Annotated in this window: 18 protein-coding genes; 12 read left to right on the forward strand and 6 right to left on the reverse strand. The window is 71.2% G+C overall.

Annotated elements, in window-relative coordinates; genetic code table 11:
• Positions 1-17: 17 nt before the first annotated feature.
• From BJ986_RS11555 to BJ986_RS11565, 3 genes are read right to left on the reverse strand one after another with little or no spacing between them, the layout of a single operon-like run.
• Positions 18-1,229 (reverse strand): hypothetical protein, encoded by a 1,212-nt coding sequence (locus BJ986_RS11555; protein ID WP_179422111.1) that lies wholly within the window; start codon positions 1,227-1,229, stop codon positions 18-20.
• Positions 1,230-1,242: 13 nt separating this feature from the next.
• Positions 1,243-1,566, reverse strand: a complete 324-nt coding sequence (locus tag BJ986_RS11560) for a hypothetical protein (RefSeq protein WP_179422112.1) — start codon at positions 1,564-1,566, stop codon at positions 1,243-1,245.
• Complete coding sequence (locus tag BJ986_RS11565) at positions 1,563-1,910, reverse strand: ABC transporter permease (RefSeq protein ID WP_179422113.1); 348 nt, start codon at positions 1,908-1,910, stop codon at positions 1,563-1,565. Before BJ986_RS11565 ends, BJ986_RS11560 begins: the two co-directional genes overlap by 4 nt.
• Before the next feature lie 217 nt (positions 1,911-2,127).
• Between BJ986_RS11565 and BJ986_RS11570 the strand changes: the two genes are divergently transcribed.
• Entirely contained in the window at positions 2,128-3,351 is a 1,224-nt protein-coding gene (locus BJ986_RS11570; RefSeq protein ID WP_179422114.1) for an acetyl-CoA C-acetyltransferase, read from the forward strand.
• Positions 3,352-4,314, forward strand: a complete 963-nt coding sequence (gene meaB / locus BJ986_RS11575; protein WP_179422115.1) for a methylmalonyl Co-A mutase-associated GTPase MeaB — start codon at positions 3,352-3,354, stop codon at positions 4,312-4,314.
• 38 nt (positions 4,315-4,352) lie between these two features.
• Here meaB and BJ986_RS11580 read toward each other — a convergent pair whose 3' ends face one another.
• A complete protein-coding gene (locus tag BJ986_RS11580; protein WP_179422116.1) occupies positions 4,353-4,820 on the reverse strand; it encodes a globin domain-containing protein in 468 nt (155 codons plus the stop codon).
• Between the two features lie 46 nt (positions 4,821-4,866).
• Here BJ986_RS11580 and BJ986_RS11585 point away from each other — a divergent pair, with 46 nt between their 5' ends.
• From BJ986_RS11585 to BJ986_RS11610, 6 genes are all read left to right on the forward strand, one after another.
• On the forward strand, positions 4,867-6,447 hold the full coding sequence (locus BJ986_RS11585; RefSeq protein ID WP_179422117.1) for a protein kinase domain-containing protein: 1,581 nt from the start codon (positions 4,867-4,869) through the stop codon (positions 6,445-6,447).
• A 2-nt stretch (positions 6,448-6,449) separates the two neighbouring features.
• Positions 6,450-8,132, forward strand: a complete 1,683-nt coding sequence (locus BJ986_RS11590; RefSeq protein ID WP_337795190.1) for an NAD(P)/FAD-dependent oxidoreductase — start codon at positions 6,450-6,452, stop codon at positions 8,130-8,132.
• Positions 8,133-8,195: 63 nt separating this feature from the next.
• On the forward strand, positions 8,196-9,227 hold the full coding sequence (locus BJ986_RS11595) for a GNAT family N-acetyltransferase (protein WP_179422119.1): 1,032 nt from the start codon (positions 8,196-8,198) through the stop codon (positions 9,225-9,227).
• A gap of 94 nt (positions 9,228-9,321) precedes the next feature.
• A complete protein-coding gene (locus BJ986_RS11600; protein ID WP_179422120.1) occupies positions 9,322-9,630 on the forward strand; it encodes a thiamine-binding protein in 309 nt (102 codons plus the stop codon).
• 104 nt (positions 9,631-9,734) lie between these two features.
• Positions 9,735-10,250 carry a MarR family transcriptional regulator gene (locus BJ986_RS11605; protein WP_179422121.1) on the forward strand — a complete coding sequence of 172 codons (516 nt, stop codon included), beginning with the start codon at positions 9,735-9,737 and terminating at the stop codon, positions 10,248-10,250.
• A 70-nt stretch (positions 10,251-10,320) separates the two neighbouring features.
• Positions 10,321-12,060 (forward strand): coenzyme B12-dependent isobutyryl-CoA mutase large subunit, encoded by a 1,740-nt coding sequence (locus BJ986_RS11610; RefSeq protein WP_179422122.1) that lies wholly within the window; start codon positions 10,321-10,323, stop codon positions 12,058-12,060.
• Positions 12,061-12,070: 10 nt separating this feature from the next.
• On the opposite strand, the gene BJ986_RS11615 is transcribed toward BJ986_RS11610, so the two are convergent.
• The gene (locus BJ986_RS11615; protein ID WP_179422123.1) at positions 12,071-12,712 is read right to left on the reverse strand and encodes a TetR/AcrR family transcriptional regulator; all 642 of its coding nucleotides are present in this window, start codon (positions 12,710-12,712) and stop codon (positions 12,071-12,073) included.
• A gap of 147 nt (positions 12,713-12,859) precedes the next feature.
• Here BJ986_RS11615 and BJ986_RS11620 point away from each other — a divergent pair, with 147 nt between their 5' ends.
• The 4 genes from BJ986_RS11620 to BJ986_RS11635 are packed head-to-tail and all read left to right on the forward strand — an operon-like array spanning position 12,860 to position 16,874.
• On the forward strand, positions 12,860-13,552 hold the full coding sequence (locus BJ986_RS11620) for a hypothetical protein (protein WP_179422124.1): 693 nt from the start codon (positions 12,860-12,862) through the stop codon (positions 13,550-13,552).
• Entirely contained in the window at positions 13,549-14,538 is a 990-nt protein-coding gene (locus BJ986_RS11625) for a hypothetical protein (protein ID WP_179422125.1), read from the forward strand. The genes BJ986_RS11620 and BJ986_RS11625 overlap by 4 nt, the downstream gene beginning before the upstream one ends.
• Positions 14,539-14,553: 15 nt before the next feature.
• A complete protein-coding gene (locus tag BJ986_RS11630; protein ID WP_179422126.1) occupies positions 14,554-15,507 on the forward strand; it encodes a tetratricopeptide repeat protein in 954 nt (317 codons plus the stop codon).
• 56 nt (positions 15,508-15,563) lie between these two features.
• Positions 15,564-16,874 carry an ATP-grasp domain-containing protein gene (locus tag BJ986_RS11635; protein ID WP_179422127.1) on the forward strand — a complete coding sequence of 437 codons (1,311 nt, stop codon included), beginning with the start codon at positions 15,564-15,566 and terminating at the stop codon, positions 16,872-16,874.
• Here BJ986_RS11635 and BJ986_RS11640 read toward each other — a convergent pair.
• Positions 16,871-17,041, reverse strand: coding sequence for a hypothetical protein (locus BJ986_RS11640; protein ID WP_179422128.1), 171 nt, complete (start codon positions 17,039-17,041; stop codon positions 16,871-16,873). The two genes, BJ986_RS11635 and BJ986_RS11640, sit on opposite strands and share 4 nt — an antisense overlap.
• Positions 17,042-17,067 lie beyond the last annotated feature (26 nt).

Consider the following 17,067-nt stretch of genomic DNA (forward strand, 5'->3'; position numbering starts at 1 on the left):
TGAGTGCCCACCTGGGCTCAGGAGCGGAAGACGACGACCCGCGGCTCGATGTTGCGGCGGTCCTTACCGCCCTGCAGCGTGTAGCCGCTGGCGACCCACGAGGTGCTCTTCGTCGGGTGGGCCCGGCAGACGACGTAGTCGCCCCACTTGCCGGCCTGCGGTGAGTCGGTCGACGTCGCGGTGGTCTTCGTGGTCCAGGTGTTCGCCTGCTGGTCGAGCACGCCGACCGCGTGGGCAGGCTGGGTGGGGCCGCCGAAGAACGCCGAGAGGCCGATGACCCCACGCTTGTTGGGAGCGGTCGCCGGATAGGCCCAGGCGCCGTTCTGGCTCCACAGGTCGGGCTCGGACAGGACGGCCAGCGACTGCTCGTCCAGCGTCACGCCGCGGATGTAGGGCTGGGGTCGGCCCGGGCCGCGGCCGGCGCTCCACAGGAAGCCGAGCCGGCCACCGGCCCGCCAGGCACCGGTGATCCGGTCATCGCAGCGGCTGAGCCACGGCTGGCCGTCGGGGCCGTTCGAGACGAAGTCGGTGTCGTTCCACGCCGTGACCGGGATGGTCCACGCGGTGACGTCAGGCGCATCGTCCGGCCACTGGAACAGCCGCAGCGACCGATGGGCCTGGTCGCTGCCCGCGAACCACATCGACGTGCCGGCACCCGAGACCAGGCGCAGCGAGCCGACGGCGGTAGTCGTCCAGTGACGCCGGGTCAGGGGACCCGTCCCTTTGAGGTCGGCGCGCGCATACCGGATGGCTCCGGCGCGCACCCACCGGTCGGAGGCGTCGTAGTGGTTGAAGGTCAGCCACAGGTTCTTGGTGCTGACCTCGAGGTGCGGGAAGTCGAACCACACGTCGGTCCAGGTGGGGTCGAGGTCCGCGGGCGCGACGTCCCACCACCGCCAGGTCCCGGCCGCGGCCGTCCGGCTGACGGCAAGCCGAAAGATGTTGCTGCGCCCCGATTTCGAGTACTGCAACAGCCACACCCAGAGTCGCTCGGTCGACAGGTACGTGACGAGCTGGTCGCAGCAGAACATCCCGCGGTCGGCCGGGAACTCGGTGAAGGGGTCGAGCAGCGACCAGGTCGCTCCGCCGTCGGCCGAGCGCGTGGCATACCAGTTGCCCGTGACGAACAGGGTCGAGGAGGACATGCCGACGGATGGCTCACCGACCGTCCCGGTCTGGGTGCCGGTGGCTGTGTCGTCGAGGGCGAGGTTCGAGGTGATCGTCACCATGGGTGGGCGCCGTTCACTCGGGGTCGGTCGGCGGGGGAGCGGACGCCGCCGGCTCGACCGGCGTGGCGTGGGGCGTCTCGGGGGGCTTAGGGCCCGGCTTCTTGCGCTGGGACGACTGCTGCCGGTCACGCTGGTCGAGATCGCTGTCGCTCATGGGCGTGCCGCGGTCCAGCGGCTGGTCGGCAGTGCCGGGCACTCGCTCGACCTCCTGGGCCGCGGCCAGGGCGTCCTCACGGGCCCGGGCCCGTCTCGTGCCGGGACGGACGTGGCGGCCCGCCAGGGCGTCCTCACCTTCGTGGCTGGTCTCGGTGGCGCCGGCCCGCCGCTTGGTGGTCATCGGCTCCAGTCGCCCCCTGAACCCGCTGAACCCGCTGAACCCCCAGAGCCCCCAGAGCCCCCAGAGCGCCCTGTGCGCCCTGTGCGCCCGGAGCGGTGACGGGCCACCTCGGCCTGCAGGGGTCGACGCCACTCCACGCTGGCCAGCCCCGCCAGGACCACTGCCGCCGCCAGGAACAGCAGGACGATGGCGCGCTCGGTGCTGCCACTGCCGGCGTCGCCGCCCCCGCCCCCGACGCGCTCGATCCAGTCGGGCGCCACCGCGGTGACGAGGGCCAGGAGTGCGCCGATCCCCGCGAGGACCGCTTCGGCCCAGAACCGTCTGCGTACCGTGCGTCCGCCCATTGCCCGCTCCTCCGATAGGCCGGCCGGGCTCTGCCCCGCCGCTCGCGGCAAGGGCCCCGGCCCCATCCAAGGATGGACCCCGACCGCCGCCGCGACAAGGTGTCCGACGTGCCTGCCCGAGTGTGGTCAGGACCACCCGCCCTGACGGCTCCGTGCGTCCGGCGCCGCATTAGAGTGAACGCAGGTAGTCCCCAATGGCGCTGGAGGCCTTGTCACCATGTCCGATCGTCCCGTTTCCGTCATCGTCGCGGGTGCCCGCACGCCCATGGGTCGCCTGCTCGGCTCGCTCAAGGACTTCTCGGGCGCCGACCTCGGTGGCTTCGCCATCAAGGGCGCCCTGGAGAAGGCGGGCGTGAGCCCCGACCAGGTCGACTACGTGATCATGGGTCAGGTGCTGCAGGCCGGTGCCGGCCAGATCCCCGCCCGCCAGGCCGCCGCGAAGGCCGGCATCCCGATGTCAGTCCCGGCGCTGACGATCAACAAGGTCTGCCTGTCGGGCATCAACGCCATCGCCATGGCCGACCAGCTCATCCGCGCGGGCGAGTTCGACGTCGTCGTGGCCGGTGGCCAGGAGTCGATGACCAACGCGCCGCACCTGCTCGAGAAGTCCCGCGAGGGCTTCAAGTACGGCGACGTCACGATGCGCGACCACATGGCCTTCGACGGGCTGTGGGACGCCTTCACCGACCAGGCGATGGGCCTGCTCACCGAGCAGGCGAACACCGGCGACCAGGAGTTCACCCGCGAGCAGCAGGACGAGTTCAGCGCCCGGAGCCACCAGCTCGCCGCCCGCGCCTGGAAGGACGGCCTCTTCGACGACGAGGTCGTCACCGTGTCCATCCCGCAGCGCAAGGGCGACCCGCTGGAGTTCAGGACCGACGAAGGCATCCGCGCCGACACGACGACCGAGACGCTCGGCAAGCTCCGCCCGGCCTTCTCCAAGGACGGCACCATCACGGCCGGTTCGGCGAGCCAGATCAGTGACGGCGCCGCCGCCGTCGTGGTGATGAGCAAGACGAAGGCGCAGGAGCTGGGCCTCAGCTGGATCGCCGAGATCGGCGCGCACGGCGTGGTTGCCGGACCTGACTCCACCCTCCAGCAGCAGCCGGCCCGGGCCATCGCCAGGGCCTGCGAGCGCGAGGGCATCACGCCGGCCGACCTCGACCTCGTGGAGATCAACGAGGCGTTCGCCGCCGTGGGTCTCGCGTCCGCCAAGGAGCTGGGCATCGACGTCGACAAGGTCAACGTCAATGGCGGCGCGATCGCCCTCGGACACCCGATCGGCATGTCCGGAGCCCGGATCGCCCTGCACCTCGCGCTCGAGCTCGGCCGTCGTGGCGGCGGCGTGGGCGCAGCCGCCCTCTGCGGTGGAGGCGGCCAGGGTGACGCGCTCATCGTGCGCGTGCCCAAGAGCGACGCGACCACCGACGCCAAGGCCTGAGTGGCCCCCCGCACCGTCGACGTCCCTGCCCTGGTCGAGTCGGCCAGGGCAGGGTCGCCTCGTGCCGTCGCGCGGCTGATCTCGCTCGTCGAGGACGGCCACCCGGCCCTGCGTGAGGTGATGGCCGCGCTGGCCCCCCACACCGGCAGGGCGCACATCATCGGCATCACCGGCAGCCCCGGTGTCGGCAAGTCCACCTCGACGAACGCGCTGGTCGGCGCCCTGCGCGCGCAGGGCAAGCGGATCGGCATCCTCGCCGTCGACCCGTCGTCGCCGTTCTCCGGCGGCGCGCTGCTCGGCGACCGGGTGCGCATGCAGGACCACGCTCTCGACCCCGAGGTCTACATCCGCTCGATGGCCAGTCGCGGCCACCTGGGTGGGCTCTCGTGGACCACGCCCCAGGCGCTGCGCGTCCTCGACGCCGCCGGGTGCGACGTGATCCTCGTCGAGACCGTGGGCGTGGGCCAGTCCGAGGTCGAGGTCGCGGGTCTCGCCGACACGACGATCGTGCTGCTGGCGCCCGGCATGGGCGACGGCATCCAGGCCGCCAAGGCGGGGATCCTCGAGATCGGCGACCTCTTCGTGGTCAACAAGGCGGACCGCGACGGCGCCGACGCCACCGTCCGCGACATCCGCCACATGATCTCCCTGGGCGACCGCACCGAGCCCCACCTGTGGCGTCCGCCCGTGCTGAAGACCGTTGCGCAGCAAGGCCAGGGCATCGACGAGGTCATCGAGGCGATCGAGAAGCACACGGCCTGGATGGAGGAGTCGGGTGCCCTGCGCGAGCGCCGGGTCCGTCGGGCCGGCGACGAGATCGAGTCGATCGCCCTCCAGGCGCTGCGCGCCAAGATGGGCGACCTCCGTCACGGCAACGGCGTGGACGAGCTCGCCGCCGCCGTGGTGGACGGCACGACCGACCCGTATGCCGCGGCCGACCAGATCGTCGACGCCCTCGCCTGACGGGCACCTTCGGACTCGGACTAGGGTCAGTGACCGGCTCAGTCGCGGCCGGAGGTGACCAGGCCGTCCCAGTCCCAGCGCGGCATACGGAAGCCGGCGGGGACCGTCGCGTCCGGCTCGAAGAACTCGTTGACGTCGGCGACCGCCCACTCCATGTAGGCCCGCAGGGCCGCCCTGAACGCGGGGTCGTCGGGGAGCCCGACGTCGTCGGCCGCCGCGACGAAGCACTCGACGAATCGTGGCCCGAGCTCGAGCATCCCGGGCCCGTTGCCGGCGTGCATCCGCAGCATCGAGGAGTGGTCGCTCAGCTGCTCGGAGAACCGCGGTGGTCCGCCGAGCACCTCGGCCCAGTAGCCGGCCAGCCGTTCGACGTGCAGCGGGTTCATGTCCTCCTTGCTGAACGGGTGGTTCAGCATCGGGTCGGCGACACAGCGCTCGTGGTGCGCCCTGGCCAGGGCGAGGAAGGCTGCCTCGCCGCCGGCGTACTCATACAGGCTTGGTCGCACCCTTGCAGCGTCGCACTTGGTCCCCGTGGAGTGTCAAGGAGCACCCGTGGCGAATAGGGTGAACCCCGACCCGACCGAAAGGACCCCAGTGCAGCCCCAGGTCATCGCCGGACGCTACGAGGTGGTCCGTTCCATCGGCAGTGGTGGGATGGGCACCGTCTGGCTGTGCCGCGACACCGTGCTCGGGCGCCAGGTGGCGGTCAAGCAGATCGGGGCGCTGCCGGGCGAACCGGCGGCCGCGGCGCGCGCGATGCGCGAGGCCCGGATCGCGGCATCCCTCAACGACGCCCACGCGGTCGGGGTGTACGACGTCGTCGACGAGAACGACTCCCACTGGCTGGTCATGGAGTACGTCGAGGGCCAGAGCCTGGCCGAGGAGATCCAGGAGGTCGGCGCCCTGCCGCCCACCCGGGTCGCCGCCATCGGTTCCGCCGTGGCCAGTGCCCTGGCGCGGGCTCACGCGCGCGGCATCGTCCACCGCGACATCAAGCCGGGAAACATCCTCATCGACAAGGCGGGCACCCCCAAGATCAGCGACTTCGGGATCGCCCGGGCGCACGCGGACGACCAGCTCACCCAGACCGGGTTCATGACCGGCACCCCCGGCTACCTCTCACCCGAGCTGGCGCGAGGTGGTGACCCGACCCCCGCCACCGACGTCTGGGCCCTGGGCGCGACGCTCTACTACGCGGTGGAGGGTCTGCCTCCCTACGAGGCGCAGGCCAACCCGCTCGCGACGCTGCAGGCCATCGCGCGTGGCACGGCCCGGCCGATGGAGCAGGCCGGACCGATCGGCGGCGCCATCGCGGCGATGATGGACCACGACCCCGAGCGGCGGTGGGACATGGCCACCGCGTCCGAGCGACTGGGCCGGGTCGCCAACGGCGACACCACGATGACCCTGCCTGCGGGGGCGGTGCCCGCGGCGGGCGCAGCGGCGGCCGGGGCCACCGAGGTCCTCGCGAGCCCCCTGGAGAGCACCCAACGCCTCGAGACGCCGCCCCCGCCGCCGCCCGCGGCCTACCCGTCGCCCACGGCACACCAGCCTCGCGACGACGCATCGCGTGAGCGCTCGCGCCCGCTGGCCTGGCTCGCGGCGCTGCTCGTCCTGGCGCTCGTCGGGCTCGCGATCGCCTACGCGCTGACCGACGGCTTCGGCACCAACGCCCCCACGCCGGGACGGACGACCACCATCACCTCGACGCACACGCAGACCGAGACACCGTCGAGCTCGTCGTCCTCCAGCTCGTCGAGCTCGTCCAGCACGACGAGCACGACGTCGACCACCACGACGACGACGGCGCCCCCCGGGTCCGACGCCCAGCTGACCAAGTTCGTGAAGCAGTACTACCGCGACGTCACCAAGGCCGACAAGCGGGACCAGACGTTCGCCGAGCTGACTCCGAAGATGCAGGTGTCGTCGGGCGGGCGCGCCGGCTACGAGGCGTTCTGGCAGGGCTTCAAGGCGGTCGAGGTCGGCGCCGTGCAGCCCAACGCCGCGGCCGGCCAGGTCACGGCCGCGCTGACCTTCGTCCGAAAGGACGACAGCAGGACGCAGGAGACCCACCTGTTCAAGGTCGTGCGCAGCGGCGACTCCTGGCTGATCGACAGCGACACCAGGCAGTGACCGTGCCGGCCCGGGTTCGCCCCGCGATCGTGCTGGTCGTCGCGGCCGAGCACATCCCCACCGTGGACAGCGAGTTCGGGCGCTACGCAAGGGACTACGACGTCCTCTGCGCCGACACGGCCGAGGCCGGGCGCAGCCTGGTCGAGCGGACCCTGGTCGACCAGCAGCCTGTGGCCCTGCTGGGCGTCGGCTGGACCGTGCCCGGGGTCGAGTCGGGTCTGGACCTCGTCGACGAGCTGCACACCAAGCTGCCGACCGCGCGCCGGATCTGCCTGCCCACCATGGATGACTTCCGACGCGCGCTGCCCGCGCTGCGTGTGGCACTCGGGCAGGGCCGGATCGACACCTACCTGCTCATCCCCCAGGGACCTCGCGACGAGGAGTTCCACACGGCTGTCACCGAGTACCTCTCCGACTGGGGCTGGACCGCCTCGAGCCCTGAGATCGAGGGCGTCCAGATCATCGAGGGCGGCTCGCGCGCCGAGGTCTCGAGGATCAGGGACTTCCTCGACCGGATGGGGATCCCGCACGGCGTCCACTCACCCGACAGCGAGGTGGGTCGGCGTGTCCTGGCCGAGCTGCCCTCCGTGCAGAGCGGCGCCTCGCCGGCGTTTCCCGTGGTGACCGCGGGAGCCGTCGGCAAAGCCATCGAGGGTGCCACGGCGCGCCAGGTCGCGCGACAGGTCTACGGCTCGCCGCAGGTGGTGGACGCCTCCGACCTGGTGGACCTCGTCGTCATCGGGTCCGGACCGGCGGGGTTGGCGGCGGCGGTCTACGGCGCCTCCGAGGGTCTCGACACGGTGGTCCTCGAGGCCGACGCGGTGGGCGGCCAAGCCGGCACCAGCTCGATGATCCGCAACTACCTCGGCTTCCCCCGCGGGATCTCGGGCATGCGACTGTCCCAGCGCGCCCGCTTCCAGGCGACCCGGTTCGGGGCGCGGATCTACACCGGCCTCGCGGCCGAGGCCATCGAACCCGCAGCCGGCCCCGGAGAGCCCCACGTCGTGCACACCGAGGGCGGCGAGCTGCGTGCCAGGGCAGTGCTCGTCGCGACGGGGGTCACCTACCGGCGCATCGGCATCGCGCCGCTCGAGGACCTCGTCGGCCTCGGCGTCTACTACGGCGCCGCGACGAGCGCCACCCGCGAGATGGAGGGACGTGACGTCTTCGTGGTCGGTGGCGGCAACTCCGCGGGGCAGGCGGCGGTCTACCTCGCCCGGTATGCCGCGAGCGTCACCCTCCTGGTCCGTCGCCCCGACCTCGCCGCCACCATGTCGGACTACCTCATCCGCGAGATCGGCTCCACGGCGCGAATCTCGGTGCGCACGTCGACCCGGGTGGTCGACGGAGGCGGCGACACGCACCTGCAGTGGCTCTCCCTGTCCGGGCCGGACGGGGTCCACCGCGTCGATGCCGGGGGTCTGTTCCTGCTGCTCGGCGCCGACCCGTGCGGCGACTGGCTGCCCGACGCGGTGGCGCGTGACGAGCACGGTTTCGTCTACACCGGTCGGGAGGTGCCCATGGAACGGTGGGCCGACGGTCGTCCCCCGGCCGCGCTGGAGACCACGGTGCCGGGGATCTTCGCTGCCGGCGACCTGCGCGCCGGCTCGATGAAGCGGGTCGCGTCCGCGAGTGGTGAGGGAGCCGCGACGGTTGCCCTCGTGCACGCCCACCTCGCCCCCTGACGGAGGCGTCGACGGCGGGAAAACCATTGGCGGGTGCCAACTCTGCGGGCCTACCGTCGAGAGATGGAGATCCGCCGCCTCAACCTCGCGGACGAGGCCGAGCTCGCCCGGTTCCACGCGATCGGCGAGAGTGCCGAGCGCTTCGAGCGTCCCTACGCCACGACGTGGGGGCTGGACGAGATGCGCATCGAGCTCACCGAGGTGGATCCCAGCGAACGCAAGGACTGCGTGGTGGCCGTCGACGGCGAGGAGGTCGTTGGCGCGGGCATCGCCTTCTCCGCGACCAACGACAACACCCATCTGTCCTGGCTCATGCCCTGGGTCGAGCCGCATCGGCGGCGCCGCGGGATCGGCTCGGCGGTGCTTGCCGAGCTGATGGCGATCTGCCGGGCGGACCGGCGCACCGACCTGGTCCTGGAGACGGGCTACCCGTTCGAGCGTCGTGACGACCACCCCTACCGCCAGTTCGCCGAGAAGAACGGCTTCGTCCTGGCCAACACCGAGATCGTGCGGGTACGCACCCTGCCGGTCGAGGACATCGACCTCGACGCCCTGATGGCGCAGGCCGCGCCGCACCACCGGGGCTACCGCATCGAGACCTTCGACGACCCGATCCCGGAGGCACTGCTGCCGTCGCTGTGCGCCGCCTACAACCGGCTCGCGGTCGACGCCCCCGGTGGTGACCTCGAGTTCGAACCCGAGTCGCTGACGCCCGAGCTGGTCCGGGTGCACGAGGACCAGCGCCGACGCCAGGGCCGTCGCAAGGTCTCCACCCTGGCCATCACCGACGCCGGCGAGGTGGTCGGGTACAGCGACCTGGTCATCCCGCCCGAGGACCTGCCGAACGTCTGGCAGTGGGGCACGCTCGTCACGGCCGAGCACCGCGGCCACCACCTCGGGATGGCGATGAAGGCGCGCGGCCTGCGGGAGCTGGCGGCCAGGATCGGCCCCGAGCGCACCCGCGTCGTCACGTGCAACGCCGAGCAGAACGGCTACATGGTCTCGATCAACGAGCGGCTCGGCTTCCGTGCCGTCGAGGTCGCCCCCGCCTTCCTGCTCCGCCTTCCTGTGCCGACTGCCGTGAGTGGGCCGTGAGTCGGCATGGGTCGGCATGAGTCGGCCATGAGGGACGGGCCGCACCGGACGGGGCGTGTGCCGCGGTGCCGGCCGCGCGGCATACGGTGGGGGCATGCTCGTTGCCTTCTCGGTCGCCCCGTCCGTGCCCGCCGACTCCACCGGCTCGGTGAGTGAGGCGGTCGCGGCGGCCGTCACCGTCGTGCGGGAGTCGGGCCTGCCACACCGCACCTCCTCGATGTTCACCGAGGTGGAGGGGGAGTGGGACGAGGTGATGGCCGTGGTCAAGGGCGCGGTCGACGCGGTGGCCGCGTTCGGCCCGCGGGTGAGCCTGGTGCTCAAGGCCGACATCCGCGACGGGTATGCCGGTGAGCTGACCGCCAAGCTCGACCGCCTCGAAGCCGCCATCGACGCGCAGCGCTAGCCGCACGAGGCCGACGGGAGAGCGGCACGAGCCCGACGGCGGGATCCGTCTCGATGGTCGTCAGTTCGAGACCAGCTGCGTCCCGGCGGGCTAGCCTGCTGCGCGTGCCGAAGCCGATTCGCCTGCCGTTCGACCCGATCACCCGCGCGGCGCAGCTGTGGACCCGGCGCTGGGGTCGCACCTCCCAGCCGCTGGCGATGGCGAGCGCGACGTCGATCATGCGCGTCCAGCAGCTGCTCATCACGGACTACGACGCCCTGGTCGGCAGGCACGGACTGACCTTCGCCCGCTACGAGGCGCTCGTGCTGCTGGCGTTCAGCCGCGACGGCCGGCTCGGGATGAGCAAGATCGGCCAGCGACTGATGGTCCACCCGACCAGCGCGACCAACATCGTGCAGCGCCTCGACGCGCAGGGCTTCGTCGAACGCCTGCCCAACCCCGACGACGGGCGCGGCACCCTCGCCGTGATCACGCCGGCCGGACGCGAGGCCATGGAGGCCGCGACCGCTGACCTGGTCAAGGAGAAGTTCGGCCTCGGCATGCTGACCGCCGCCGAGCACGAACAGCTCTTCGCGCTGCTGCGCAAGGTGCGCGTCGGAGCAGCCGACTTCCACGCCTGACCCAGTCCCCCGGCGCACGAGCGTGGAGTCGGCGTGACATTTACTAGGACGTCCTAGTAAATTGTCGGGCATGGCCCAGAACCCCGCCCCCAGCAGCCCTGAGACCGGTACCGCGAGCGACGGCGCCGCCCGCTGGCAGGCGCGCTACGACGCAGCCCAGGCGAAGGGGCAGGTGAGGGACGCCGACTTCACCACGCTCTCGCAGATGGAGGTCGAGCCGGTCTACGGCCCCGCGGACGGCTCCGGGGTGCCCGAGCGGATCGGCTGGCCGGGGGAGTACCCCTTCACCCGCGGGCTCTACCCGACCGGCTACCGGGGTCGCACCTGGACGATCCGGCAGTTCGCCGGGTTCGGCAACGCGGTGCAGACCAACGAGCGCTACAAGATGATCCTCGAGCGTGGTGGCGGCGGCCTGTCGGTGGCGTTCGACATGCCGACCCTGATGGGACGCGACTCCGACGACCCGATGAGCCTCGGCGAGGTCGGCCACTGCGGGGTCGCGATCGACTCCGCCAAGGACATGGAGGTGCTGTTCGACGAGCTGCCGCTCGAGGACATCACCACCTCGATGACGATCAGCGGCCCGGCAGTCCCGGTCTTCTGCATGTACCTCGTCGCCGCCGAGCGCCAGGGTGTCGACCTGGGGGTCCTCAACGGCACGCTGCAGACCGACATCTTCAAGGAGTACATCGCCCAGAAGGAGTGGCTGTTCGCCCCCGAGCCGCACCTGCGCCTGATCGGCGACCTGATGGAGTACTGCGCCGAGAACATCCCGGCCTACAAGCCCCTCTCGGTCTCGGGCTACCACATCCGCGAGGCCGGCTCGACTGCCGCGCAGGAGCTGGCCTTCACCCTGGCCGACGGGTTCGGGTACGTCGAGCTCGGCCTGTCGCGCGGCCTGGACATCGAGACGTTCGCACCGGGCCTGTCCTTCTTCTTCGACAGCCACCTCGACTTCTTCGAGGAGATCGCCAAGTTCCGCGCCGCCCGCCGGATCTGGGCCCGCTGGCTGCGCGACGTCTACGGCGCCAAGACCGACAAGGCGCAGTGGCTGCGGTTCCACACCCAGACCGCCGGGGTCTCCCTCACCGCGCAGCAGCCCTACAACAACGTCGTCCGCACCGCTGTCGAGGCGCTCGCGGCCGTGCTCGGCGGCACGAACTCGTTGCACACCAACGCCCTCGACGAGACCCTCGCGCTGCCCAGCGAGCAGGCCGCCGAGATCGCACTGCGCACCCAGCAGGTGATCATGGAGGAGACGGGCGTCATCAACGTGGCCGACCCGCTCGGGGGCAGCTGGTACGTCGAGGCCCTCACCGACAAGATCGAGGCCGAGGCGGAGGCGATCTTCGACAAGATCAAGGCCATGGGCGAGCTGGGCAACGCCGAGGGGGGTGTCGACCACGCGGTCGGCCCGATGACCTCCGGCATCCTGCGCGGGATCGAGGACGGCTGGTTCATGTCCGAGATCGCCGAGGCGGCCTTCCAGTACCAGGTCTCGCTGGAGAAGGGCGACAAGAAGGTCGTCGGGGTCAACTGCCACACCGCCTCCGTCACCCACGAGCTGGAGATCCTGCGCGTGAGCCACGAGGTCGAGCGCGAGCAGGTCGCGACCCTGAAGTCCCGCAAGACGGCCCGTGACGAGGACGCCGTGCGCGCCGCTGTGCAGCACATGGTCGAGGTGGCACGCACCGACGGCAACATGGTGCCGGCCATGCTCGACGCGGTGCGGGCCGAGGCGACCCTGGGCGAGATCTGCGACGCGCTGCGCGACGAGTGGGGCGTCTACCGGGAGCCCGCCCGCTTCTGACCATCGGCGGTCAGATCAGCTCGCCGGCCTCACGCTGCTCGCGGCGGAGCCGCGCGTAGGCGACGTCGGCCAGCAGGGCGATGAGCCCGTCGATGAACTCCTCGTCCGGGACCCCCGTGGCGAGGGCCCGGTGCATCACCGACCCCACCACGACGTCGGCGAGCAGGTCGACGTCGATCATGTCCTGCCGGATCTCGCCACGGTCGATCGCGCGTTCGACGGACGTGGCGACCAGGGCGTGCAGGCGGGTGGAGAGCGACGCGCGCACCTGCTGGCCGACCCCGTCGGGGTCGCGGGCCGACTCCGCCAGCAGCGCGGCATACGCGCCTCCGGTGGAGGGGTCGCGCAGCAGACGCGCCGCTTCGCCGATGCCGGCGCGCATGTCCGCCTCGAGCGAGCCGTTGTCCTCGATCTCGATCTCGTCGAACGTCGCGGCCACCGCGTGCACGGCCAGCTCGATCTTGGACGGCCAACGCCGGTAGAGGGTGCTCTTGGCCACACCGGCCTTCGCGGCCACATGCTCCATCGACATCCGTGCCACGCCCTTGTCGGCGAGCACCTGGCGCGCGGCAGCCGTGATCGCCTGCTCAGTCGCCTCTTCGCGGGGGCGACCGGGGCGGCGACTGAGGTCGGGCCGGGGACGTGGGGTCATCACCGGCGATCATGCCACCGACCCACCGTTTTCAGGCGGTGGGATTTGAAGTCGTGGGCCAACCTGGGTCATGGTGGTGTGGTCGCCGACTGCGGGGAGCTCCCGCGTGTCGGCCCTCTCACGTAAGGAATCTCTACTGTGTCGGTTGTGGGCAAACGCGCGCTCTTCGCCGCGGTGACCGTGATCGGACTCGTGCTCCTGCTCATCGGGGCCTGGTTCATCGTCCACCTCGGGTCATCCGGCAGCGCCGTGCTGCGGGCAAGGCCTCCCAAGGGCGCTGTCGTCGTCATCGAACCGTCGGTGCTCAACCGGGTCGACAACTCGGTGACCATCACGGCCGTCGCCGCGCCGGGCACCCAGATCTGGATGGGCCGCACCAGCCCCACCGACGCCCGGGCGATCGTCGGGGGCGCCGAGCACATCTCGGTCACCGGCGCCCGCGTCGGCAGCTGGAGCCTGGTGATGTCGCGGGCCGGGGCCGGTCCGGCGCCCCAGCTGGACACGGCCGACATCTGGCGCCAGACCGCCACCGGCGCCGGACTCGTGCGCCTCACCGTGGACCAGTCCGGGGCGCCTGAGTCGGTCGTCATCGCCGCGCCTGACGGCAGGCCGGTTGCCCTCACGAAGATGACGGTCACGATGCAGCGCAAGACCTGGTTCTTCCAGGCGCTGCTCCTCTCGCTGGTGGGTCTGTTGGCCCTCGTGGTCGGCGCCGCGGGGCTGTGGCAGAACCGGCCGCGTCCGACCGAGGACCCGACTGACGGCCCGACCGACCACCCCGCCGACGACCCGAGCAATGAGCCGAAGGCCGACCCATCCACCCGGGAGGTGACCGCATGAGCCGCTCCACCGCCCGCGTCGCGGTCATCGGCGCCCTGGCCCTGGCTCTCAGCGGATGTGGCGCCGGTGCGACCCTCGCGGGGCTGCACGACGCACCCTCGCAGGTCACCACCGTCGCGCCCATCTCCGCGCAGAGTGCCGAGGCCATCGCCACCCGCGTCCTGGCCAAGGCTGCCGCCGCGAGCGCGGACACGTCCGCCGATGCCGGGACGCTCCGGGCCCAGGCGCTCACCGGTAGTGCCCTCGCCGTGGCCAACGCCGCCAGCCGGCTCCAGACCGGCGTCCCCTCCGCGACCACCCCGCTGGTGCGCACGGCGCCGCCCAAGCTGCTCGGGATCTCCCGGGGCACCGGCTGGCCGCGACTGATCCTCGTCCAGACCAGCACGCCCGACAGCGGAGCGGTCCTGAACCTCCTGGTCTCCCCGGATGCCAGGACGCCGTTCCGGCTCAGCGCCTCGGCGACGATGCAGCCCGGCGCCAAGGTGGACGCCCTGAACTCCCTCACCGCGGGCTCGCCGCTGCTCGCACCGGGCGCCAAGCTCGCGGTCCAGCCCGCCGAGCTGCTCAAGGGGTATGCCGCCAGCCTCGCCTTCCCCACGCCGGTCCCCGACCCCGACGTCGACGCCGCCGAGCCGTTCTCCACGGGGATCCGTGCCCACGCGGCCGACCAGGCGAAGACCTTCGGCAAGCTCGCGACCCTCAAGCAGACGCACACCGTCGCGCCGAACAGCACCGTCGCCATCGAGCTCCGAGGTGGGGGAGCGCTCGTCTTCGGCCTGCTGGAACGCACCGACACGATCACGCTGCTCCCCGGAGGCAAGTCACTGACCCCCAGCGCCGACTTCCAGCGACTGGTGCGCAAGAAGACCCTGACCAAGAGTGCTGAGCTCAAGTCCTACGAGATCATGGTCTTCACCGTCCCGGTCGAGGGGAAGGCCCAGGTCGTCGCGGTCAACGAGGTGCTGTTCTCGGCCAAGGGCTCGTGAGGGAGAATCTCCTCCATGACTGATCAGCCGCTGACCGCAGGTGGCCTTCGGGGCGCCATCGACCTGACCGCGCTGCGCAGCCAGCCTCCCGCGGCCGCCCCGGCAGCGCCTTCTGGGCAGGCCGGCGGCTCCGGGATCGCCGGTCGCGCCGGCGTGGTCGTCGAGGGCACCGACACGAACTTCCAGGAGGTCGCCAACGCCTCCGTGGGTGTCCCGATGCTGCTCGTCCTCTGGGCCGCCCAGATCCCCGAGTCGCGCGACTACCTCGACACCGTGGTGCGGCTCGCCGCAGGCTACGACGGCCGGTTCCAGGTCGTCAGCGTCAACGTGGAGCAGAACCCGACGCTGCTGCGGGCCTTCCAGGTCCAGAGCGTCCCGGTGACCATGGGACTCATCCAGGGCCAGCCCGTGCCGATGTTCGCGGGGATCCAGCCGGAGCAGGCGCTGCGGCCGGTGCTCGACGAGTTCCTCGGCCTGGCCGTGCAGCACGGTGTGACGGGACGTGTCGACCTCGCCGGGGCCGAGCCCGTCGAGGCCGGCGACGTCGAGGAGCAGCTCCCGCCCCTGCACCAGGAGGCCTACGACGCGATCGAGCGGGGCGACCTCGACGGTGCGGCGGCGGCATACGAGAAGGCGCTGAAGCAGAACCCGGCCGACGCGGACGCGGAGCTGGGGCTCGCCCAGGTCGGCCTCATGCAGCGCACCGAGGGCGCGGACCTCCAGGCGGCTCGCGCCGCGGCGGCGGAACACCCGCTGGATGTCGCCGCGCAGGGCCTGGTGGCCGACCTCGACCTCCTCGGCGGCCACGTCGAGGACGCCTTCCTGCGGCTCATCGACCTGGTGCGGGCAACCGCCGGCGAGGAGCGGGAGCAGGCCAAGAACCACCTGCTCCAGCTGTTCGCGGTGGTGGGTTCGCACGACGAGCGGGTGCGCAAGGCACGCACCTCCCTGATGAGCGCCCTGTTCTGATCCTGGCCGTCCGCGAGGGGTCGCGGCCGGACTCCTGAGCCGACAGGATGGGGTCCATGGCGAAGACGCAGGAACACCTCATCGGACTGTTGCTGGGCGCGGAAGGAGACTGGCCGCGCGCCTTCGAGACCCTCGCGGGTCGACTGGGCGTCCTGACGGACCCCGACGGCGGGAGCCATCGGGTCAACACCGAACGCATGACCATCGAGCCGTTCAACCTGCGTGACAAACCACGCCAGGACCTGGTGATCGACCGGCTGGCCTACTGGTACTACCACCCGCGTGAGTGGCTCAAGAAGGCCGCCCTGATGGACGATGTCTACTTGCTGAACAGCCCCTTCACGTTCCAGTCCATGGAGAAGCACTCGGCGTACTGCGCCTTGCTGCGCCTCGGGATGAACGTCCCGGAGACGGTCCTGGTGCCCTACAAGAACCCGGTCGACAACGCGCGCTGGGCGTTCACGGCGGCCCAGTACAACAAGCCCTTCGACCTCGACGCGATCGCCGAGCAGCTGGGCTACCCGCTGTTCATGAAGCCGTTCGACGGTGGCGGCTGGCGGGGCGTGTCGCAGGTCAAGAACGTTGACGACCTGCACACCGCGTACGACGAGTCGGGCGAGATGCTGATGCACCTGCAGGCCTCCGTGGCGGACTTCGAGGTGTTCGCGCGGGCACTGACCATCGGGCCCGAGACCATGGTGATGAAGTTCCAGCCGGACGAGCCCATGCACAACCGGTATGCCGTCCAGCACGGCTTCCTCGACGCGGGTCTGGGCACCGAGGCGGTCACCATCGCCCAGACGGTGAACGCGTTCTTCCGGTGGGAGTTCAACTCGTGCGAGATGCTCGTCAAGGACGGCGTCGTGTACCCCATCGACTACGCCAACGCCTGCCCGGACGTGGCGGTCACCTCGCTGCACTACTACTTCCCGTGGGCCATGAAGGCCCTGCTGAAGTGGTCGGTGTTCTGCGTCGCCACCGGGCGCAAGGCGCGCACCCAGGTCGACACCGGGCCGTGGTTCGAGATCGCCGACGACGACGCGCTCGACTACCAGGCCAAGCTCGCGGCCTACCAGGGGCTGGCGGACAGCCACTTCGACACCGATCGCTACCGCGAGTTCTGCGAGGTCGCGCTTCCGGACATCGACGACATGGTGCTGGAGTGGGTCGACTCAACGGACTTCGCGAGCCTGCTCACCGACACCATCCGGACGACCTATCCCCAGCACGAGTGGGACAAGTTCGAGGGCCACTTCGGCGGCCTGACCAGGATGTGGGTCAAGGACGAGCAGTCGCGGCTCGGTTCGGGCAGCTCCGCCGTCGACGAGGCGGTCGTGAGTGGTCCCGCGCCCGCCGTGACGGACTAGCAGGCGCGGCACTCCTGCGGGAGCTGGTGGCGGCGGGCTTCGGGCTGCATCAACCGCGGGCGGCGCAGGCCGCGCAGACGGTCGAGGGTGGCGAGGTTGGGGCCGGACTCGCCGGAGCGAGGAAAGGTGCGAGGCCCGGGCTGGTGTGAGTTGGTCGAGGGCGTCATGTCAGGTCCAACGGAGCGTCCCTCCG

It is taken from the genome of Pedococcus badiiscoriae, from assembly GCF_013408925.1.
In the GTDB taxonomy this organism is placed as follows: Bacteria; Actinomycetota; Actinomycetes; order Actinomycetales; family Dermatophilaceae; genus Pedococcus; species Pedococcus badiiscoriae.